The 21,386-nt window shown below is 68.0% G+C and carries 18 protein-coding genes and 1 tRNA gene; 11 read left to right on the top strand and 8 right to left on the bottom strand.

Annotated elements, in window-relative coordinates:
* Nucleotides 1–291: 291 nt before the first annotated feature.
* Nucleotides 292–1,668 carry an IS1380 family transposase gene (locus tag CP978_RS27685; protein WP_043441155.1) on the bottom strand — a complete coding sequence of 459 codons (1,377 nt, stop codon included), beginning with the start codon at nucleotides 1,666–1,668 and terminating at the stop codon, nucleotides 292–294.
* A 498-nt stretch (nucleotides 1,669–2,166) separates the two neighbouring features.
* Nucleotides 2,167–2,934 (bottom strand): IS5/IS1182 family transposase, encoded by a 768-nt coding sequence (locus CP978_RS27690; RefSeq protein ID WP_043445250.1) that lies wholly within the window; start codon nucleotides 2,932–2,934, stop codon nucleotides 2,167–2,169.
* Nucleotides 2,935–3,110: 176 nt separating this feature from the next.
* Here CP978_RS27690 and CP978_RS27695 point away from each other — a divergent pair, with 176 nt between their 5' ends.
* Entirely contained in the window at nucleotides 3,111–4,331 is a 1,221-nt protein-coding gene (locus CP978_RS27695; protein WP_227745477.1) for a hypothetical protein, read from the top strand.
* A gap of 360 nt (nucleotides 4,332–4,691) precedes the next feature.
* Here the strand turns inward: CP978_RS27695 and CP978_RS27700 are convergent, their stop codons facing one another.
* Nucleotides 4,692–4,898: a hypothetical protein gene (locus CP978_RS27700; protein WP_144401497.1), complete on the bottom strand. Its 207-nt coding sequence runs from the start codon at nucleotides 4,896–4,898 to the stop codon at nucleotides 4,692–4,694.
* 44 nt (nucleotides 4,899–4,942) lie between these two features.
* Nucleotides 4,943–5,713, bottom strand: coding sequence for an IS5 family transposase (locus CP978_RS27705; RefSeq protein ID WP_150478254.1), 771 nt, complete (start codon nucleotides 5,711–5,713; stop codon nucleotides 4,943–4,945).
* A 553-nt stretch (nucleotides 5,714–6,266) separates the two neighbouring features.
* Between CP978_RS27705 and CP978_RS27710 the strand changes: the two genes are divergently transcribed.
* Nucleotides 6,267–6,833, top strand: a complete 567-nt coding sequence (locus CP978_RS27710; protein ID WP_043445256.1) for a hypothetical protein — start codon at nucleotides 6,267–6,269, stop codon at nucleotides 6,831–6,833.
* Nucleotides 6,834–6,946: 113 nt separating this feature from the next.
* Nucleotides 6,947–7,189: a hypothetical protein gene (locus CP978_RS27715; protein ID WP_043445257.1), complete on the top strand. Its 243-nt coding sequence runs from the start codon at nucleotides 6,947–6,949 to the stop codon at nucleotides 7,187–7,189.
* An 859-nt stretch (nucleotides 7,190–8,048) separates the two neighbouring features.
* Here CP978_RS27715 and CP978_RS27720 read toward each other — a convergent pair.
* On the bottom strand, nucleotides 8,049–9,461 hold the full coding sequence (locus CP978_RS27720) for an aminopeptidase P family protein (protein WP_043445259.1): 1,413 nt from the start codon (nucleotides 9,459–9,461) through the stop codon (nucleotides 8,049–8,051).
* A gap of 145 nt (nucleotides 9,462–9,606) precedes the next feature.
* On the opposite strand from CP978_RS27720, the gene CP978_RS27725 reads away from it, so the two are divergent.
* Entirely contained in the window at nucleotides 9,607–10,590 is a 984-nt protein-coding gene (locus tag CP978_RS27725) for a response regulator transcription factor (RefSeq protein WP_174498688.1), read from the top strand.
* Nucleotides 10,591–10,669: 79 nt separating this feature from the next.
* Here the strand turns inward: CP978_RS27725 and CP978_RS27730 are convergent, their stop codons facing one another.
* A complete protein-coding gene (locus CP978_RS27730; RefSeq protein WP_043445263.1) occupies nucleotides 10,670–11,773 on the bottom strand; it encodes a substrate-binding domain-containing protein in 1,104 nt (367 codons plus the stop codon).
* 170 nt (nucleotides 11,774–11,943) lie between these two features.
* On the opposite strand from CP978_RS27730, the gene CP978_RS27735 reads away from it, so the two are divergent.
* Genes CP978_RS27735 through CP978_RS27760 form a run of 6 tightly spaced genes read left to right on the top strand, consistent with a single transcriptional unit; the run spans nucleotide 11,944 to nucleotide 18,836 of the window.
* Entirely contained in the window at nucleotides 11,944–12,963 is a 1,020-nt protein-coding gene (locus tag CP978_RS27735) for a hydroxyacid dehydrogenase (protein ID WP_043445264.1), read from the top strand.
* Nucleotides 12,964–13,006: 43 nt separating this feature from the next.
* On the top strand, nucleotides 13,007–14,266 hold the full coding sequence (locus CP978_RS27740) for an ABC transporter substrate-binding protein (protein ID WP_043445265.1): 1,260 nt from the start codon (nucleotides 13,007–13,009) through the stop codon (nucleotides 14,264–14,266).
* A complete protein-coding gene (locus CP978_RS27745; protein ID WP_043445266.1) occupies nucleotides 14,263–15,165 on the top strand; it encodes a carbohydrate ABC transporter permease in 903 nt (300 codons plus the stop codon). Before CP978_RS27740 ends, CP978_RS27745 begins: the two co-directional genes overlap by 4 nt.
* Nucleotides 15,162–16,082 (top strand): carbohydrate ABC transporter permease, encoded by a 921-nt coding sequence (locus CP978_RS27750; RefSeq protein WP_043445267.1) that lies wholly within the window; start codon nucleotides 15,162–15,164, stop codon nucleotides 16,080–16,082. The genes CP978_RS27745 and CP978_RS27750 overlap by 4 nt, the downstream gene beginning before the upstream one ends.
* 7 nt (nucleotides 16,083–16,089) lie before the next feature.
* Nucleotides 16,090–16,824 (top strand): DUF624 domain-containing protein, encoded by a 735-nt coding sequence (locus CP978_RS27755; RefSeq protein WP_052454317.1) that lies wholly within the window; start codon nucleotides 16,090–16,092, stop codon nucleotides 16,822–16,824.
* Entirely contained in the window at nucleotides 16,821–18,836 is a 2,016-nt protein-coding gene (locus CP978_RS27760; RefSeq protein ID WP_043445268.1) for a DUF2264 domain-containing protein, read from the top strand. The genes CP978_RS27755 and CP978_RS27760 overlap by 4 nt, the downstream gene beginning before the upstream one ends.
* 49 nt (nucleotides 18,837–18,885) lie before the next feature.
* Here CP978_RS27760 and CP978_RS27765 read toward each other — a convergent pair whose 3' ends face one another.
* Together CP978_RS27765 and CP978_RS27770 are read right to left on the bottom strand one after the other, a co-directional pair.
* Entirely contained in the window at nucleotides 18,886–20,085 is a 1,200-nt protein-coding gene (locus tag CP978_RS27765; protein WP_227745478.1) for a CPBP family intramembrane glutamic endopeptidase, read from the bottom strand.
* Nucleotides 20,086–20,162: 77 nt separating this feature from the next.
* Nucleotides 20,163–21,125, bottom strand: a complete 963-nt coding sequence (locus CP978_RS27770) for a DUF389 domain-containing protein (RefSeq protein WP_043445269.1) — start codon at nucleotides 21,123–21,125, stop codon at nucleotides 20,163–20,165.
* Nucleotides 21,126–21,263: 138 nt separating this feature from the next.
* Here CP978_RS27770 and CP978_RS27775 point away from each other — a divergent pair.
* Nucleotides 21,264–21,339: transfer RNA gene (locus tag CP978_RS27775), tRNA-Arg, on the top strand.
* Nucleotides 21,340–21,386: the final 47 nt, after the last annotated feature.

A 21,386-nucleotide genomic window follows, 5' to 3' on the forward strand; every position in this document is an offset into this window, starting at 1 on the left:
GGGACGCGCCCGATCTCGCCTCAAGGCCGTCCGCGACTTGGCTTTCGGCATCGCCCGAGTTGAGTTCGGTGCTGACGCAGGCGATCGATTCACGAATCCCATGGGCAGCGACGACAGACAGCGCATTAGCCTCGAACTTTCGTGATGGTCCGCCGACGGAGTTGGCGGACCATTTCTCGTTCTGCGGTTGAGGGCGGGCAGGGCTGCGGCCCGGGTGTCGCCTCGGGTAGGCGCCGGGTTCCACTGCTCCGGGTCGGGTGGTGCTGCTTGTCGGGACAGGGAATCTGCTGGTCAGCCGGGGTTCGGGAGGTGCGCGAGCCGGTCGAGGGCGGCAGTGATGTGGCTGGTCCAGGGCCAGTGCCGGGCGAGACGGAGGATCCGCCGGCGCCCGGTGGTGACGAGTTGCCCGGCCGCGGTGAACAGGCGGAGCCGCAGGCGGCGGGGTTCCCAGAGTCTGGCCTTGCCGGTCAGCGCGAGCATCGGCATCCAGGCCAGCAGGTCCAGCGCGATCTGGACGATCTCGAGCCAGATGCGGTTCTGGGCGGTGTGGTGCAGGGGCAGGTTCCGCAGCCCGGTGGCCCGGGCGGCCCGGATGCGGTCCTCGGCCCGGGCCCGCAGCCGGTGACGGAGTTCGAGGTCGGCGATCGGCCGGGTAACGGTGTTGGTGGCGAAGCAGGTCAGCCGCATGCCGTCCGCGTCGGTGAGCCTCAACTGGGCGCCCGGGTGAGGTCGTTCCTTGCGGACGATCAGCCGCATGCCCTTCGGCCAGCCGGCCAGGACGTCGCCGGTGAGTTCGGCAACCCAGGCGCCGTCCCGGATCTCGCCGTCCGGCTCGACGGCCGGTGTCCAGGCCGAGGTCGGGACCTTCAGCACGTGCTGGTGGATCGCGTCGGTGATCACCATGCCGACGGAGTAGGACAGCCAGCGCCCGCGCTGGGCGAGCCAGGCGACGAAGTCGTGGGTGCCGCCTGCGGAGTCGGTGCGGATCAGGGTCTGCCGTCCGCGCCGGTACTTCTTCGGCAGTTGAGCGAGGGCCAGGCGGGCTGCGGTGATGTGGTCACAGGCGGTGTTCGATCCCGCGTTCCCGGGCCTGAGCAGGGCCGCGACGGGTTCCCCGGTGCCGGCCGGGCCGTGGTCGACGAACCCCATCAGCGGGTGGTGGCCGTAGGTCCGCTTCCAGGTCGGGGCGGCGTCCTGTTTGTCGGAGTGCGCGATCACCAGCACCCCGTCCAGGTCGATGGTCACCGTCCCGTCCGCGTCTGGCGCCTTCCGGCCAGCCAACTCCCAGACTTTGTCGCGGACTTCGGCCCGAGCGGACCGGATGGCCTGCAAGGCGGTGTCGCCGGAGGCGGCGAGGGTGTCGATCAGGCGGGAGACCGTCGGGTCGGAGGCGACCGGCCCGAACACGGCCGGCTCGGCCCGCAGCATGCCCACGTCGGCCAAGCAGTCCCCGCCCATCGCGACCGCCAGGGCGAGGTCCAGGACGACCTTCCCCGGGTCGTGGAGGGCCCGCGGCCTCCGCCACGGAGCAAGCACGGCGGATATCACCTGGTCGAGACCGGCCTTGCGGACCGTTTCCACCAGCAGGACCGAACCTGCCTGCGAGACCACCTGACGGCCGTCCCCCTGGACACGGACACGCGGGTACGACGAGATAGGCTCTCTCACCTGGAAAGTGCTCTTTTCCTTGCAGCCAACAGGACCCTCAGCAAGTCCTATCGTTGCAGGTCAAGGGCGCTTTCCTCGTTTCTGGTCAGCCCTTGGACAGCCCGCTTCGTGAAAGCCCGAGGTTAGCCGACTTCGCCATGCCGTCTACATCCAGGACGGTTGCAAGTTCCCGGATCTCAGATGCCTTGCGGGAGCGCTGTGGTCAGGGCGACTTTGAGGCTGCTATGCGGCCGCCGGTGTCCGCGATCTTTAGCAGCGTGCGATTCCCGCGTGCCCAACGGGTCTCGTCGGCCCGCACCACGAGCCGTCGGTCCCGGCCAGATCATTGCAGGTGGGGGCGTCGTCCCTCCGTTGTGAGACCGTCAGTTCACCGGGAGACAGAGCCCGTAGCTGCATACACGAGGTTCATGCCGTTCTTGTCGGACGTCAGCCGTAGGCTGTTGTTGAAATCAAGGGGGAGACGATGACCGACGCTCGCAAGGCAGTGAGGCTTGTCCATCATTGGTCTGAGCTGGCCAGATGCAGAGTGAGGACGGCCTGGACGAGGCAGGTGATCCGGGTGGTCGAGCACCGGATCTTGCGGAGGAGCCGCCAGGACTTGAGGGTGGCCATGGCCTGCTCGACGAGTGCGCGGATCTTCGCGTGGGACCGGTTCACCGCCTGCTGGCCTGTGGAAAGGGTCTCCCATCGCCCCCAGCACGGGGTACGGACCGTGCCGCCGGCACCCCGGTAGCCTTTGTCGGCCCAGCACTTGATGTCGGCCTCGGCAAGGGCGTCGACGATGCCGTGTTCGCGGGCCGCACGGACGTCGTGGACGGCGCCGGGCAGGGCCGGCGAGGCCCGCAACAGCCGGCCGAAGGGATCGGCGAGGACCTGCACGTTCATCCCGTGCCTCTTGTGTTTGCCGGAGTAGAAGGGCCGGTCCGCGGCGATGCGGTCGATCGGCAGGAGTGTGCCGTCCAGGAGCAGATACGCCTTCGCCGACGCGGTGCGGACGGCGTCGGCCAGGCTGGGTGCGAGGGCGGCCAGTAGGTCGACGGCCTCGGTGACGTAGCGGTATACGGTCGTGGTTCCGACGCCGAATCCGGCCGCGAGCTGGGCATAGGTATGCCCCACCCGCAGATGGGCGAGTGCGAGGAGGGCCTGACGACCGGCGCTCAGCCGCCGCCAACGGGAACCGATCACACGGCGGTGCCGCCGCAACTCCTGAGCGAGGAAGCGAAGGGCAGAGCTGGACACGTCGATGCCGGACGGGTAAACAAGCACGTGAAGCCTCTGGTGGAGACGGTTCTCTTGGTCGAAAACCCATCTACCAGGGGCTTCACCACGTTGTCAGCCCAACTGCCAAGCTCGGACCTCAAGTTGGAAAGGGCTCAGTCGTTCCGGTGTGGACGCTGGCGACCGGTGACGTCCGGGTGCCGGCATTGGCCGGAGGCGAGCCGATGACGACTGAGCGCCTGGCTGAACTGCGCGGTGTGCTGGCCGCCCTGGCCGACGCGCCGATCACCACACTTGAGGTGCATCCGCTGCCCGACAAGCTCGATCACAGCCGAGGTATCCCGCTCGATGCCGCGAGTCCCCTGGCGCAGCACCTGTCACAGTTCATCACGCAATCGACGCGAAGTTCCCTTACGGCGGCCAGGGCGACCGCTGCCGGCGAAAACCTGTATCGCATGGTGGTTCCGGCGAAGGTTGCCGCCCAGTTCGGCCAGGGCATCGTTCGCCCGATGGCGTCGAGGGCGGCGGCCGGTGGCATCCACAGTGCACTCATGAACTCGACGGGCATCGCCGCCAATGCGACGTTCGTGCCAGTCGGCAAAGCGGCGGCAGCAGGCGCGGTCGGCGGAGCCGGTGCGACAGCCGGCGTCGCGGCCGCGGGCAGCGCGGCGCTCACCGTGGCCGCGCCGCTCGTGCTCATGGCCGTAGCGGTGGGCGTGAGCGCGCATGCCGACTACAAGCGCCAGCAGGCTATCGAGCACATCACAGAGCTGCTGGAGCAGCTGCACGAACAGAAGCTCGAAGAGGAGCACAGCGACCTCGACGGCTGCCGCGATGCCATCGACAAAGCCACCGCCATTCTGCTCGACCAGGGCAAGCTCGGAGCCTCCCTGGGACTGGACTCGGCAGTACACGCCATCAACACGGCGCTGGGCGCCGCTGACCGCCGCCTTGCCCGGTGGCGGAGCGCACTCGACAAGCTGCCCGAGGGCAAGTCCGTCGAGATCAGCACGCTGGCCAAGTCATTCCCCGGCATCGACGAGCATGGCGGCATGTTCCGCGCCCACCTCGAACTCGCTGCCCTGGCCATTGCGCTGAAGCGGCGGGTTGTCGTCCTGCAGGCTGTCGAGCATGCCCAGGACCACCCTGACAACTTGTTCGAGAACTTCACTCGCGAGCTCAAGCGCGACCAGCAGCGCCTCGACGAACTGGAGTCGAGCATTGCCGGTGTCCTGGAGCGCTTGTCGGCGCTGGAGCTGGCAGGTCCGCAAGGTCTGCGCCCCGTCTTCACGACCGGTGAAGTCGATCGCCTGATGCGCGCGGCAAACCGGATTCGCAAGCTGGGCGACGGCGTCATGGTCGACAGCCGCACGACAGACGTGGCGATTGAGATTGCCCGCAACAAGGACGGCTCGGTGGTCGTGTTCCCTGCGTTGTCCGCGTAGGCGTAGGCGCGCTCGCACTCACGTGGTGCGTGGTGCGGGGTTGCCCGAAACCTCGAACGCGATGGTGGCCCTACGGCCACCCGGTCGACGTAGCTGAGGGTGATGCTGGCCTTTTGCGACCGGCCTAGCTTGGTCCAAGGTGAAATCGGGGTCCTCCAGCTCAAGCAGCCTGTGCGAGCTGTGAGACACAGAGCGTGCCTGCATGGAAGCTGCGCGGACGAGCCACCTCACGGGCACAGCGCATCCCATCAAAACAATTGCGTGTGCATATTCTCGAGGGATGATCTTGCGGCTCGCGGGAACCTCAACATCAATAAGTCCTGTTGCGGCTGGTCAAAGGATCTCGTGAACGTCCCACAATCACTGAGGATACGCAGAAGAGGACCTCGACCTGACGGTCGTGGTCCTCTTTGTGTTCGTAGCTGAAGGCGATGTCCAGGCATCGGCGGCTTGGATCAGCTGTGCGATGTCGCCGAGCCTCTCAGCGATCGCCTGGATCTGGTCGGTGGTGACGGGAGATTCCTTCTTCAGGCTGACTGCGGGCGGCACCTCGAGCTTCTTCTGCACCGCGTCCTTGTCTTGCTGCGCCGCGTTGATCCACTGAGGTCTTTTCAACCTGCTGGTGAGCTGGCGTGATGCAGGGTGAGGACAGCTTGGACCAGGCCCGTGATGCGGGTGGTCGAGCAGCGGAGTTTGCGAAGGAGTCGCCAGTTCTTGAGGGTAGCCATGGCTTGTTCGACGAGGGCACGGATTTTGGCCTGGGATCGGTTCACGGCCTGCTGACCTGTGGAAAGTGTCTCCCATCGGCCGCGGAACGGAACCCGGACCGTACCGCGGGCGCCCTGGTAGCCCTTGTCCGCCCAGCAAGGGATTCGGGCCTGGTCGAGGGCGTTGATGATGCCGTGTTCGCGGGCCGCCCGAACGTCGTGAACGGCTCCTGGCAGTGCGGGCGAGGCCCATAGCAGCCGGCCGAACGGATCGGCGATGACCTGCACGTTCATGCCGTGCTTCTTATGCTTCCCCGAGTAGAAGGGCCGGTCGGCGGCGATCCGGTCGATGGGGAGGAGCGTCCCGTCGAGCAGGACGTACGCTTTCGTCGAAGCAGCCCGGACGGCCTCGTCGAGGGTCGGTGCCAGTGCGGCCAGCAGGTCGACGGCCTCGCTGATGTAGCGGTAGACCGTGCTCGTCCCGACCCCGAAACCCGCCGCGAGCTGGGCGTACGTGGTTCCGTTCCGCAGATGCGCCAACACCAGCAGGGCTTGACGGCCGACCGGGAGCCGGCGCCAGCGGCTCTTGATCCGACGATGGTGTTCTCGCAGGCGAGCAGCGAGGAAGGACAGGGATCGACTGGACACGTCCAGCCCACACGGGTAGACAAGCATGCGAAGCCTCTGGTGGGTACCGGGTGATCTTGGTCGTGAACCCGTCTACCAGGGGCTTCACTCATCTGTCGACCCAACTGACCAGCTCACGAGGCAAGTTGGCAAAGGCTCACTGGGTGACGACGCCCGGATCGGCTCCGGCGTCGAGAGCGGCCTGGCAGCGGGCGAACCGCCACCTGCATACCTTGATCGCCTGGCGGGCCTGGAACTGCTCGGAGTGGATCCGTGCGGTGCTGGCTGCGATGCTTGCCCGGCTGGGCGCGGTCAGTCAACTCGCAGCTTTCGCAGGGATTCTGAGGGACGGTTGGCGGTGCGAGTGCGTTAGCAGCGGGGACTGGAGCTGTTTTGAGCCGTAGCTTTCGCAGATGCTGGACAGCAGACGGCGCGCTTGTTCTAGCGTTCCTCTTTCTTGCGGTAGAGCCTCTGGTTCGGTAGTCATATTGGGCCCATGCAAGGCTCTGGTTATTTGCTGTTCGTGTCGTATGGGGCAGTCAGGAGGAAGTTGGCAGGTGATCGCCCTGCCGGCCACCCTGTCAATGAAGGAGTGAGACGAGTGGGGCGTTACCGCAGCATCAAGTCCGGGGTGATTCTCTGGAGAAGGTCGTTCAAGCTGCTTTCGTGGCTCACGCCCATTGTGTACGTAGGTGTGGCTGCTGACGCCGCTTTGGACGGGTTCAGGAAAAGGGAAACGGATGGGCTGCAGGTGGCGGTGATGGCTCTCGTTTTGGGTGCCGCCGTGTACAGTTTGGTAAGGTCCCGTGTGCACCTGACGTCTACGGGGATCCTGGTTGTGAATTGCGTGTTCTGGCGCGAGATTCCTTACAGCCTCCTGAAAAAGGCAGAGGCGGGGCGCGGCCGAGGTCTGGCGGTGTATGTCAAGGGGGCTCTCGAGCAAGACGCCGAGGTTTACTCAATCGGATTTGCCGGATCGCTCATAGATCAACATTTCCGTACGGCGGAAAGGGCGGCGAAGGTGATCAATAAGGCCAAGAAAAAGGCTCGCCGCACACAGGATGTCAACCCAGTCGTGGGGCGCGGGATTGTTCGAGACATGGTCGTCGAAATATCCATGGCGATAGCCTTTGTGTTGGCGATCACCTCTCTTTTCGTTGGCCGCTAAAGACGCCAGAACGGCCATCCGCGGGACCTGAGGAGCCCTGAGGGCGTGGACCGTGGGGGCGCGTGCTCCATGACGAACGGGACGGTCATGGTCCCCAAGGAAGTAAAGGTGCCGTGAAACCGATAGAGGAAATCAAGGAACTCGCGCAGGAATTCATTGATGGTCGTGACCGGTCGATGAGATTGGTAGGGAAGATTGAAAATATCCTGATCTCTGAATTCCTTGACGCGGATCTATATGAGAAATTGACTGAGGCGGTTTCCCTGTATCGCCCAGGGGAGGGGCTTCCCTATTATAGCGAGCAAGACATGAAGGAGGCACTGGAAGGGGCGCTCGGGATCGGCCCCAACTCCTAGGTCTGCCTGAGCACTATCGGGCGTGTAGTACCGGAGCTGAAAGGTGACCATGTCCAGGAAGCAGAAGGTGGAGGCGGCGGCACGTACCGCGCGTCGGATTGCCGAGGAGACGGAAGGCTTCGGATCGTCGCTATCGGGGCTGACTCAGGCGGTGGGGCGCTTCTCGACGATCGACAGCTCGAAGTGGCCGACTCCTCCGGGGAGCACGAGGCTTACGTTCAGGTGCAACTTGAGTTCAGGTACCGTGACTCGCTGCAAAAGCACCGCGTGATTTTGAGATCTCGCAGGAGTAAGTTTAGCTAGTGACATACCAGCTGGTGGATGGTCATCTCCCTCTGAGCCTCCGGGGAATTTTCAAACCGTGGGCTATTGAGGTAGGCCACAGTAAAATCCTGATTCGCGGTTTCTTGGGCGGTGAGGAAGGGGGCGTCCCTAGGGTCTTCGATGTCGTATTCCAGGATGTTTCCCGGATCTCGCTGGCCGACCAGTACTTAGGTCTTAGTGTGTCGGATGCGGGCCCAGATGTTTTGCGAACTGAAGAGCAGAGGGCTGGGCGTAGATGGCGAGAGAGTAAACTCTTTCGAGTCTCCGAGGATAATCCGCTTGATTATATTGTTGCGGGCTGTATCTTCTGGGCTGAAGTTTTTATCCTCGCTACAGAGTCAAGCCCCCTGATGCAGGAATCCCCTAGTCCTGACGCAATCAAGGGCGGCAAGGTTTTCCGGGTACGGGCGGACCGGTAGCCATAGTGAAATTGAAGCCCCGTCAGGTGTGTCCTGGCGGGGCTTCAGCGTGGGGGTGACGGTAGTAGTGGACGGCAACGGCAGTGGTCCTGCCCTCGGTTCGGTTCTCGGTGTGTTCAGCCCCCGAAGCGGGCCATCCATGATTCGACCTCAGCCGCGGACCGTGGCAGGCCCGCGGACAGATTCTCGTGGCCGTCGGCGGTGACGAGCAGGTCGTCCTCGATGCGTACGCCGATGCCGCGCCACTCCTGAGGCACGGTCAGGTCGTCCGGCTGGAAGTACAGGCCGGGCTCGACGGTGAGCACCATGCCCGGCTCCAGTACGCCGTCGACGTACTCCTCGGTCCGGGCCTGTGCGCAGTCGTGGACGTCCAGGCCGAGCATATGACCGGTACCGGCCATCGTGAAGCGGCGCTGGAGGCCCAGCTCGTAGGCGCGGTCGGCAGGCCCCTCGATGAAACCCCACTCGACCAGCCGTGCCGCCAGGGAACGCTGGGCCGCCTCATGGAAGTCCCGATACGCGGCACCCGGCTTGACGGCCGCCATGCCCGCCTCCTGGGCCTCGTACACCGCGTCGTAGACCTGGCGCTGGACGGGGGTGAAGGTGCCGCTGATCGGCAGAGTGCGCGTGACGTCGGCGGTGTACAGGGTCCGTGACTCCACGCCCGCGTCGAGCAGGAGCAGTTCCCCGGGGCGGACCGGTCCGTCGTTGTCGGTCCAGTGCATGATCGTGGCGTGCTCGCCCGCGGCGCAGATCGTGCCATAGCCCACGGCGTTGCCCTCGAGGCGGGCGCGACGGAAGAAGGTGCCCTCGATCCACCGCTCGGACGACGCGATCGCCCGCGACAGCTCACCGACGACATCCGTGAAGCTGCGCACCGTGGAGTCCACGGCCGAGCGGATCTCCTTGATCTCCCACTCGTCCTTCACGATGCGTAGATCGCTGAGGGCCTCTTCCAGCTCCGCGTCCCGTTCCGCCTCGGTGGTGACGGCGGCCTCCAGGGACGGGTCGACACCGCGGACGATGCGGGTCGGTGTGCCGGAGACGGCTGCCAGGTCGGCGGCCGCCGTGCGGACGTCCCGGCACTCCAGGCCGAGCACGCGCTCCGCCTCGGCGAGGGAGCGGCGCCGGCCCATCCACAGCTCTGCCGTGGCACCGGTCCAGAACTCGTTGTCGTCCCTGCTGTCCCGTGGGAGCTGGTAGCAGTAGGCGTCGTGGCCGCCGTCCGCCCGGGGTTCGAGGACAAGGGCGCCGTCCCGGGCCTGGTCGCCGGTCATGTGCACATAGCCGGAGTACGGCCGGAACGGGTAGGTGTCGTCGTTCGAACGGACCTTGAGGTTCCCCGAGGGGATCACCAGCCGTTCACCCGGGAAGCGCGCGGAGAGCGCGGCCCGGCGTGCGGCCGCGTACGGGGCCTGCTCGTCGAGCGGCAGTTCGTGCCGTTCGGTGTCCGCCCAGCCCGTCCGCATCGACGCGGACAGTTCCTCGGAGATCCCTGAGTACAAACCGTTCTTCCGGCCCTTCGCCACGGTGTCCGCCTTCCTGGGAATCGAGCGCCGCCGCGTGCCGACGGCTCGGTGACGTTATCCCGCGGCGCCCACGTTTGGTGCGCAGTGGTGCCACTGGCACAGATCGGCCACGCCCGGCCGGCCGCGGCCGTCGATAATGCGGCTCATGACGAACGCGAATCTCGGCGAGGCACTGCGTCTCCTGGGCGTCGGCCAGGCGGCTACCCGGGTCTATCTCACCCTGCTGGAGCTGGCCCCCGCGCCGCTGAGCGAGATCGCCGCCGCGGCCGGTCTGGACGGCCCCGGCCTGGCCGCGGCGTACGCCGAGCTCGTCGACGCCGGTCTGGCCGCTGCCGCCGAGAGGGACGAGGATGTGGTGGCGCCGGTGGTGCCGGCCGCCGGTCTCGAGGTCCTCGCCCGGCGTCGTGTGGCCGATGTCGAGAAGTCCCGCATCGCGGTCTCGGGCGCCTTCGACTCGTTCCGGCGCCGGCGGCTCGCGGCCCACGACGACCACCTCGTCGAGATCGTCACCGGCGACGCCGTCGGCCCCAGGATGCGGCAGGCCTGGGCCAGTGCCCGCCACCAGATCCGGCAGTTGGAGTCACCCCCCTACTCTCCCGTGGCTGGTGCCACCGACGACGCACTGGCCACGCTGGCCCGCGGTGTCACGCAACGCGTCGTGTACTCCCGCGAGTCGCTGGAACGCCCGGACCACCTCAGACATGTCATCGAACCGTGCATCGACGCCGGTGAGCAGGCCAGAGTGCTGCCGTCCGTCCCCGTCAAGCTCCTGATCATCGACGAGGCGTACGCGCTGGTGTCACTGTCGATCAAGGAGGCCGACGTGCACAACACCATGCTGGTCGTACAGCCGTGCGGTCTGCTCTCCGCCCTCATCGCGTTGTTCGAGCAGTCGTGGCAGCAGGCTCTGCCCTTCCACGGCGGCACGACCCGCCCAGGGGGTCTGCCCCCTGCCGACCGCCGTCTGCTGTGGCTCCTGGCCGGCGGTACGAGCGACGACCTCATCGCCCGAGAACTGGGAATCAGCCGCCGTACGCTGTTCCGCCGCCTTCAGATCCTGATGGCCCGGCTCGGCGCCGCGAACCGTTTCCAACTGGCCCTGCAGGCCCAGCGCAACGGATGGTTGTGACGGCAGGCCTTCGGCGGCCAGGCCCGTTCAGACGCTTCGGACCCCACCGGAGCCGGCGGCCTCGGCCGTCCCCTCCCGGTCACCGGCCGGTCCCCGTCCTGAGCGAGGAGTTGCGGATGATCAGCTCCGGCAGGACCAGGACGCGCTGTGCCGGGCGGCGTTTGCCCTCCAGCAGCCTGGAGACCATCATCTCCACGGCGACCCGGCCCACCCGGGCCTTGGGCGGGCGGACCGCCGTCATGGCCGGCTCGGCGAGCTGGGCCACCTCGTCGTCGTAACTGACGAGGGCCAGGTCGTCCGGGATCGCGATGCCCTGTTCGGCGGCGTACTGGGCGACGGACATCGCGTCCTGGTCGCTGTGCACGATGAGCGCGGTGGTCCGGGACCGGCGGCAGCGGAGCAGGATCTCCTCGATGATCTGCCGGTGGCCGGGTATGTCGAGGGCCACGCTCTCGCGGACCACGAAGTCGCCGGGCAGGCCGAGTTCCGCGCAGGCCCGCAGCCAGCCCTGGGCGAGGTGTGTCGAGGTCGGGCTGCCGTTCGCGAGCACCAACCCGATCCGGCGGTGGCCGTGTTCGTGCAGATGGCGAACTGCCGTCTCCAGGCCCAGCGCGTGGTCGCTGCGTACCCATTCGAGCTGTCGCGGTGTCGGGGTCCAGGGCGGGGTCTGCCGTTCCACGAGGATGGTCGGCACCGGCAGCCTGCCGATCCAGTCGATCATCTCGTCGGCGCCGTCGGCCTCCAGGCTGGGCGCCAGCAGCAGTCCCTGCACCTGCTTGGCCTCGATCAGCCGGCTGATCTGCCTGCGGTCCTCGGCCCGGTCGTAGCTGGACCCGCGCAGCTGGATCTGGACGCCCAACGCGACCGAGGCCGCCCGGGCGCCGGTCACGATGGCCGGCCAGTAGTAGTCCAGCGAGGGGACGACCATGCCGATGGTGAACGGCGTGGATCCGGGGCGGATCCGGCGCTGGGGAGCCGAGTCGGTCTCGGTCGGGAGGGTGGCGCCTCCGTGCACCTTGGTGAGCAGACCGCGGTCGGCGAGTGCGGCGATGTCGCGCCGCACCGTCAGTTCACTGACCTCGAGCATGAGGGCCAGCTCGCGGACCCGGACGGCGCCGTGCTGGCGCAGTTCGTCCATGAGCCGTTCCCTGCGTTGCAGAGCGAAGAGCCGGTCACCGGCCATCGGTCCACCCTCCCCCGATCCTGTGTGTTCGACCCTGAACGAATCGCTTCGTTCCTGTACGAGCCGTAGCGGGTCTGTGCCCATCACCACTATCTCTTTCCCCACGCGACCGGCAAGGGGCGCTCGCCGGCACCGGTGTGGAACCGGCCGAGGGAAGGACTCGACGCTTGATGCAGACGACCCCATCCGCATTGGTCGTGATGAGCAGGGAGAGCTTCGAAGCGCACTTCGACGCCGCCCGTCTCGCGCGGCTGGCGGACCTGGTGACGCTGGGTGATCCGGTCTGGACCGACGACCTCGACACACCGGCGGTACGGGCCCGGCTGGCGGACGTCGAGGTGATGCTGACGTCCTGGGGGGCTCCCCGGCTGACACCGGAGCGGCTCGATGCGGCGCCCGCGCTGCGCATGGTGCTGCACTGCGCCGGCAGCGTGCGGGGCCTGGTGGGGGACGATGTGTGGCGGCGGGGGATCCGGATCACCAGCGCGGCCGACACCAACGCCGTTCCCGTGGCCGAGTACACCTTGGCGGCCATCATCTTCGCGGGCAAGAAGGTTCCCTTCATCGCCGCCGACGAGCGCCTCGCGTATGAGGGGTGGGGCAGGGTGACCGGTTACGGGGACCTGTCGAACTTCGCGCAGACCGTGGGAATCGTCGGATTCTCCCGCATCGGCCGCAAGGTGGTCGAACTCCTCAAGGTTCTCGACGACACCACCTGTCTGGTCGCGGATCCGTACGCCGATCCGGCGGAGGTCGCGGCGGCCGGCGCGACCCTGGTCGAGCTGCGGGAGCTGCTGCCCAGAGTCGACGTATTGTCCCTGCACGCCCCCGAGTTGCAGGAGACCCGGCACCTCATCGGTGCCGAGCAACTGCGTCTGCTTCCGGACCATGCGACGGTCATCAACACGGCGCGCGGCAGCCTGGTCGACTCCGACGCACTCGCCGCCGAGTGCGCGTCCGGCCGCCTCTTCGCCATCCTCGATGTGACCGATCCGGAGCCGCTGCCCGCGAGTTCACCGTTGCGGCGGCTGGCCCAGGTCATGGTCACCCCGCATGTGGCGGGGTCGCTCGGTTCGGAGATCGGGCGCCTCACCGACCACACCATCGACGAGCTGGCCCGGTGGCTCGGGCAGCAGCCGCTGCGGGGAGAGGTCACCGCGGAGTCCTGGGCCCTTGGACTGAGTGCCTGAGCCGATGTCTTCCATTCGCCGAACACCGAAGGAGATACGCACCATGAGACGACCCGCCAAGGTCCTGACGGCAGCCATTGCGCTGGCTCTGCTCACCGCCGGGTGCGGCAGCGGTGGTTCCGACACCACCGCCGACGGCAAGAAGGTGCTCCGGATCGCCCTGTGGAACTACGACCAGACACCCGAGTTCAAGGCGCTGATCGACGGGTTCAAGGCGAAGTACCCGGACATCGAGGTCCGCCCGGTCGACATCCTCTCCGACGACTACTCCGAGAAGGTCACCACCATGCTGGCCGGTGGTGACACCACCGATGTGCTGACGATGAAGACCCTCACCGACTACGCCCGGTTCGGGACACGGGGTCAGCTGCAGTCGGTCACCGACGAGGCCGCCAAGCTGGACAAGGCGAAGTACGGCGGGCTCGACGCCTACGACATGGACGGCGAGTACTACGCACTGCCCTACCGGCAGGATTTCTACGTCCTCTACTACAACAAGTCGCTGCTCAAGGACAGCGGCGCTGACCTGTCCGGGCTGACCTGGCCCGACTACGCCGCGCTGGCGAAGCAGCAGACCAGGGGCAGCGGCGGGTCGAAGGTCTACGGCACCTACCAGCACACCTGGCGTTCCCTCGTCCAGGCGATCGCGGCGGCGCAGACCGGTGGTGACCTGCTCGGGGGTGACTACGGGTTCTTCAAGGACCAGTACGCCATGGCCCTCGACCTGCAGAAGTCCGGTGCCGCCATGCCATGGGCCACGGCCAACAGCCAGAAGGTCACCTACAAGACGATGTTCACCACCGACAAGACCGTGATGATGCCGATGGGCACCTGGTTCGCCGCGGTCCTGCTGCAGGAGAAGGCCGCGGGCAACTTCAAGGACGACTGGGGCATGGCGCCGCTGCCGCAGCTCACCGCCGACGGCAAGGCGACCACGTTCGGCGCACCGACCGCGTTCGCCGTCAACAAGAAGGCGAAGAACTCCGACGCGGCCCGGAAGTTCCTCTCCTTCGCGTCCGGTCCCGAGGGTGCCGCCGCGGTTGCGAAGATCGGTATCACCCCGTCCTACACCGACGAGGCGATCATGAACACCTACTTCTCCAACCAGGGCATGCCCTCCGACGACCTCACCAAGAAGGCCATGCACCCGGACACGGTGAAGCTGGAGATGCCGATCAGTGAGAAGTCCTCCGACGTCGACACCATCCTCACCGAGGAACACCAACTCGTGATGACGGGCGAGAAGTCGCTCGACGCGGGCATCAAGGAGATGGACTCCCGAGTGAAGTCCGAAGTCGGATGAGCCCCGAGTCCGGCGCGACGGCACTCAAGCGGCGACAGCGGCGCACCACACTGGTCGGCTGGAGTTTCATCCTTCCGAACTTCCTCGGTTTCGCGGCCCTGACCCTGATACCGGTGCTCGCGACGCTGCTGCTGGCGTTCACCGACTGGAACTCCTACTCCACGCCCCAGTGGGTCGGGCTCGAGAACTTCCGCAGGATGCTCGACAGCGACACCTTCTGGGTCGCGCTGAGCAACACCGGGTGGTACGCCGTCGGCCATATCCCGCTCACGCTGGCGGCGTCCCTCGGCCTGGCCGTGCTGCTCAACCAGAAGCTCCGCGGCGTCGGGTTCCTGCGCACGGCCTTCTTCTTCCCGTACGTCACCTCGCTGGTCGCGGTGGCAGTGGTGTGGAACATGCTCCTCAGCCCCGACCTGGGCCCCGTGAACCAGCTGCTGAAGGCCGTGGGGGTCGGCCATCCACCGGGGTGGACCACCTCCACCGACTGGGCGATGCCCGCGGTCGTCATCACCAGTGTGTGGCGGGACATGGGCTACTACATGGTGCTCTATCTCGCCGGACTCCAGGCCATCCCGGCGGAGTTGTACGAGGCGGCGCGGGTGGACGGGGCCGGCCCCTGGCAGCGGTTCCGGCACATCACCGTCCCGGCCCTCCGGCCCACCACGTTCTTTGTGCTGGTCATGCTGACGATCTCCAGCTTCAAGGTCTTCGACCTGGTGCAGATCATGACCGAGGGAGGTCCCGGCCGGTCGACCCTGGTGCTGTCCCAGGTGATCTTCCGGGAGGGCATCAAGCAGGGGCGCTTCGGCTACTCCTCGGCGATTTCCCTGGTGCTCTTCGTCATCGTGCTGACGATCACCGTGGTCCAGTTCCGGTTCCAGCGGAGGAACGAGCGATGAACACGAGCGTGCTGCCCGAGGACAGCACAACGGGTGGGGCGGCGCGGCCACTCGGCGGTGACGGGGCGGGCCGCTCCGGTCCCGCCGCGCGCCGCCGGGCGGTGCGGCTGCTGGGCCGCGTCCTGCTCCACGCGGCTCTGATCGCGCTGGCGGCGGCGATCCTGGTCCCCTTCGCCTGGATGCTGGTCTCCTCGGTCAAACGGGACAGCGACGTGCTCACGGTGCCGATCCAATGGATCCCCGAGGAGTTCCGCTGGGACAACTTCACCCACATCTGGACCCGGATCCCGCTGCTCACCTACCTGGGGAACTCGCTGTTCCTCAGTGTCACGATCACCGGGCTGCAGGTGCTGACCGGGAGCTTCGCGGCCTACGGCTTCGCCAAGACCCGTTTCCCCGGGCGCGATGCCCTGTTCCTCGCCTATGTCAGCACCATCGCGGTGCCGTGGCAGGCGTACATGGTGCCGCAGTACATCATCATGGAGCGCCTGGGACTGGTGAACACCCGCCTTTCGCTGATCCTGCTGCAGGCGTTCGGCGCGTTCGGGGTGTTCCTGATGCGCCAGTACTACCTGACGATCCCGGACGAGATCAGCGAGGCAGCGCGGCTGGACGGACTCAGCGAGTACGGCATCTGGGCACGGATCGTGCTGCCCCTGTCCAAGCCCGCGCTGGCCGGCCTCGCCCTGCTGACCTTCGTCAACACCTGGAACGACTACATGGGGCCGTTCATCTACCTGACCGACAACGAGCTGTGGACGGTGCAGCTCGGACTGCGGCAGTTCGTCGGCGTCTACGACTCCCAGTACGCCATGATCATGACCGGTTCGGTGGTGTCGGTACTGCCGATCCTGGTCGTCTTCCTGGCCGGACAGCGCTACTTCGTCCAGGGCATCGCCACCAGCGGAATGAAGTGAGGCGGCCATGAACAACCCCGTCGCCGGCCGGCGCCCCGGGCTCAATCTCGACCACGGGTCCTGGGAGCTGGTCTGGTCGCACATCCACCGGGTCCTGGTCGTCAACCTGGGCCTGGCGGTGACGAACGCGCCGTTGCTGCTCGCCCTGGGCGTGGTGCACCGGCCGTGGCAGTACCCGGTCTTCTTCGTACTGCTGTCCTTCGGCCTCGGGCCCTCCCTCGCCGCCGCCTTCCACTATCTGCGCCGGACCATCGAGGACGACCGGGCCCCGGTGGCCGACCTGTTCCGCGGCTACCGGCGCCTGTTCGTCCCGGCGCTGCTCGGCTGGGCGCCATGGGTGCTGTTGGTCGCGGTGGCGGCCACCGACATGGCCGTCCTCCGGAGGACCGCACCCGGGCCGGCCCTGGTACCGCTGCTGGTCGTCGTCGCGCTCGTCGCCGCGAGCTCCGGCACCGTGACGATGGCCGCCCTGGGGGACGAGCCGCGGATCTCACCGCGCACCCTGCTGACCGCGTGCTACGCCTCGGTGCGGCGCTGGTGGCTGGGGCTGCTGAACCTCGCTCTGCTCGGCATCACCCTCGTCCTCGTCAACCAGGCGCCCCTGCTCGGCCTCGCCGTGCTGCCGGGCTGCACCCTCTTCGTCGTACGGCGCAACAGCGACGCGATGCTCACGACGGTGGCACCGGCCGCCGATCTCGCCCTCAGCCATGCCCATCGAGACCCTGTGGGAGCCCAGGCATGACCATCCACCCCCGTACGACCGTCCCGGAGGACCGGATCCGCTCCCCGTACACCGGGTGGACCCGCGACCACTGGACCGCGCTCGCGGACCGGATGCTCGCCGCCCTCGAGCCGTACCGCTCCCCGGCCGGTGCCCGCATCGCCCTGCCGGGCCCCACCAGCATGTACGGCACCGACTCCGACGGCCTGGAGGGCTTCGCCCGCACCTTTCTGCTGGCCGGCTTCCGGATCGCCGGGGAGAAGGGCGCCGACCCCGGCGGACTGCTGGACCGGTACGCCCGCGGCCTGGCGGCGGGCACCGACCCCCGTTCACCGGAGGCCTGGCCGCGCCCCGACCGACTCGGCCAGGCCAAGGTCGAGGCCGCGTCCATAGCCCTGGTGCTGCAACTGACCCGGCCCTGGCTGTGGGACCGGCTCGACGACGGGGTGCGCGAGCGGACCGTCGACTGGCTGGCGACCGTCCTCGGACAGCCGTACCCGCGGAACAACTGGGTCTGGTTCAGGATCGTCGTGGAGTCCTTCCTGCGCGAGGCGGGCGGCCCGTGGTCGGCCGCCGACATCCAGGAGGACCTCGATTTCCACGCCGCGATGCGCAGGCCCGGCGGCTGGCTCAGCGACGGCGAGGAACGCTCCTACGACCACTACACCGGCTGGGCCCTGCACCTCTACCCGCTGCTGTGGGCCCACCTTTTCGACGTCACCGGCTCGCTCTGCCCGCCGCGGCTGCGCGAGACCTGGGCGGCGGATCTGCGTGACTACCTCGACGACGCGGTGCGCCTGGTCGGAGCGGACGGCTCCCCGCTGCTGCAGGGCCGCAGCCTCACCTACCGGTTCGCCGCCGCCGCGCCGTTCTGGGTCGGCGCGGTCACCGGAGCCGGAGGGCAACCGCCGGGCCTGGTACGCCGCGTGACCGGAGGCATCGTCCGGCACTTCACCGACCGGGGCGCTCCCGACCGGGACGGGCTGCTGACGCTCGGCTGGCACCATCCCTGGCCGGCGATGCGCCAGTCCTACTCAGGCTCCGGCTCACCGTACTGGGCGTCCAAGGGCATGCTCGGACTGATGCTGCCCGCCGGCCATCCGGTGTGGACGGACACCGAACTACCACTCCCCATCGAGATCGCCGACACGGAGCGGGTCCTCACCGCTCCCGGCTGGCTGCTCTCCGCCCGCCACCGCGACGGGATCGCGGTGGTCCTCAACCACGGCACCGACCATGCCCGCCCCGGCGACACCAGCGCGGACTCGCCCCCGTACGCACGGCTCGGCTACTCCACCGCCACGGTCCCCCCGCTGACCGCGGACGCGGTGGCCTCACCGACGGACAACACGGTCGTACTGCTCGACGACGCCGGCCGGGCCTCCCACCGCTCCGGGTTCGAGCAGCTCTTCGCCCGGGAGTTGCCGGGCGGCGTACTGGCCGCCGCCTCCCGCGGACCGGCGCACTGGGTCGACACCGACGCCGACGACTCCCCCGACTACGGCTCCGGACGGCGGGGGCCGGTGACCCCGGGGCCGACGGTCACCGTCGCCTCGGTGCTGCGCGACGGGGTGGAGATCCGTCTCGCCCGGGTCGACGCACCCGCGACCACCGGGGCGAACCCGTCCTGGCGCACCGTCCGCCTGGGCGGCTGGCCGGTGGCGGCCGACACTCGGCCGGACACACGGGTCACCCCCGGCGAGCCGGGCCCGTCCGCCGAGGCCCGAACGGCGTCACTGCGCTCGGGCCTGCGCACCCTGCGCGGATTCGACCATGCCGGGATCACCACCGAGCAGGGCACCAGCCCCCTCGGTTCCTGGACGGCGATCCCCTGGCTCGCCACGGACGGAGAACTGCCGTACGGCGAGGTGCTCGCCGCAGTGGTGCTGCTGGACCGGGGAGCCCCGGACGTCACCGACCCCGCACTGACGGTGCGGCCGACGCCCGACGGCGGCCGGCTCATCACGCTCGTCTGGCCGGACGGCATGCGCACCGAGATCGACCTGCCCGCCGCGCCCACGGCGACCGGGTGACCGACCGCCTGTACATGGTCCTCAGCCGAGCGGTGTCGAGCCCGGCGCCTCAGCCGTCCCGAGGCTCGCCGCGCCGGTGAGGCGGCTGCTCGCGGGCGTCGGACCCACCGGCGTCGGGCACGTCCGGGGCCGGTGGCGGCGTTCCGTACGGCCCGTACATGCCCTGCGATTGCTGGTACGGCCCGTAGGGACTCTGCGGCTGCGCGTACGAGCCGTACGGGCCCTGCGGTTGCGCGTACGGGCCGTAGGGACCCTGCGGTTGCGCGTACGGGCCGTACGGGCCGTACGGATGCGGTGCCTGCGGGTACGGAAGGGAGGGCGCGGTCGGTGCCGGGGCCGGGGGAGACACGTTCAGCGGAGCACGGCGCCGGGCCAGCCACAGCACGATCGCGGCATAGACCGCGACCGTCGACATGTCGGCGACGGCCAGTTGCCAGGGGGCGTCGGCCGCCGTGTCGTCGGACGCGAGGCCGTCCACGAACGCGGCGGACAGACCGAAGGCCAGCAGGTTGTTCATCACATGCAGGGCGACGGATGCCTCCAGGCCACCCGTGCGGATGGTCAGCCAGCCGGCCACCAGGCCGAAGAACACCAGATCGGCGAAGCCCCAGGCCGTTCCCCAGCCGTGCGCGGCCGCGAAGAGCACCGCCTGCGGCAGCACCGCGAACCACGGGGAGCGGACGAAGCTCCCTGCCGCCTGCAACAGCCAGCCCCGGAAGACATACTCCTCCGCCGCGGCCTGCAGAGGCACCAGGGCGGCCAACATGGCCAGGGAGAGGAGGAACGTCTGCCACCCCACCCATACATCGGCCGCTCCGGCGTCGCCCTGCTCGTCCGGAAGAAAGATCGAGACCGCCGGCAGCAGCATCATGGCGGGGACCGCTGCCAGCAGGCACCAGGCCAGCCATCGCCACCGCGGACGCCCGGTCACCGACGACACCGTGCCGGCCGGACGCCGGCCCACCCAGCGGACGGTCAGCAGGACCAGCGGAAGATCCAGGGCTATGAACGCCAGATCCATGGCCGTGCCCGGAATCGGACCGAAGTCGACGTCCCCGTTCGGCAGTTCCGGGTAGCCGGCGGCCCTGCCGAGCACATCGGCGAGGATGTACAGGAAGGCCGAGACCAGGACCGACCCGCAGACCAGCAGCAGAGTGCCGAGCAGCGGTCGCCACCAGCGGTGGAAAGCGGTGTACCGGGCCATACGGTGATAGGGAAGCCCGGAGAGCTGAGGGGGCGTTGCTGTCATGAGCGATATCGTGCCCGGTCGGACGTGGGCAGATGTACGAATTACTCAGCCGCAGCCCGACCGTCGACCACCTTGAGTCACCCGCCTTGGGGCTGGACCCTTTCCGTCCTTGCGGCACGTCGGTGCTGCCTGGACCAGAGCCACTTCTGGGCCAGCAGCGTGAGCGTGCTCGCCAGGACGATGCCGAGCAGGTTCAGCAGGAGCTGTTCGCTGGAGCCCCACGCCTGACGGTACTCGTCGTAGGAGAAGGCCACGGCCGCATTGGCCGCCGCGGGGACGGTGGTCACCGAGATCGCGACGCCGACCAGCGCACCCGACTTCGCGGACGTCAGCGACAGCGTGCCGGCGATGCCCGCCAGGACGGCGACCACGAACGAGAACGGGTCCGGATGGTAGATGAAGTTGGTGTTCGGGCGCACGGCCTCCAGTTGGACCTTGCTGAACAGGTCCAACGCGTCCATGAAGTAGGTGAAGCCGACCGTCACCAGCATGGCTGCCGCGAAGCCCACCAGCAGCGCGGTCAGCGAGCGGAGTGCCTGCCGTGGCGTCCGCTGCACCAGCGCCGTGCTGATTCCCGCCAGCGGGCCGAACTCCGGGCCCACCGCCATCGCGCCCACGATCAGGATCGCGTTGTCGAGGACGACACCGCAGGCCGCGATCATCGTGGCGAGGGTGATGAAGGCGACATAGGTGACCGAGAGCGTCGACTCCTCGTGCGTCTCGTCCGCGAGCTGTTCCCACAGCACCGCGTCCGCGCCGTCGCCCGGTGCCTCCTCCTCGGCCTTGTCGGCGCGCCGGGACAGCGACAGGTCGATGTTCTCGATCGCGATCGAACCCGTCTCCTCCAGCCCCAGACCCTTCAGTCCGCCGATCAGTTCCTCTCCCGACTCGCGGGCGACGTCGCACATCACCACGTCCCCGGCGGGATTGCGGGCGGCACCCCGCACCACGATCAGATGGGTGGTGCCGACCGTCTCTTCGATCAGGCGCACCACCTCGTCGGTCTTCTCCACCGGGGCTATCAGACGCAGATGCAGCATGGTGCCTTTTTCTCACAGGTCCGGTGCTTCCCGCGTACGGCCCTGCTGCTCGCGCAGGTTCAGGCCGGACACGGACACCGGCACGGGCGCGTCCCGTGATCGAACATGTCTGCGGCAGCCACTATGCTCACCAGCGGCAAGGCCGTAGCGCAGAGGTCGTCGCGCCCTAGCTGCGAGCTGGAGGACGTCGGTTCGAATCCGACCGGCCTTGCCACCCTTGCGATTCCGCCGTCCGCCCTGCACCGGGGCGTCGGCCAGGAC

It is taken from the genome of Streptomyces nodosus, assembly GCF_008704995.1.
In the GTDB taxonomy this organism is placed as follows: domain Bacteria; phylum Actinomycetota; class Actinomycetes; order Streptomycetales; family Streptomycetaceae; genus Streptomyces; species Streptomyces nodosus.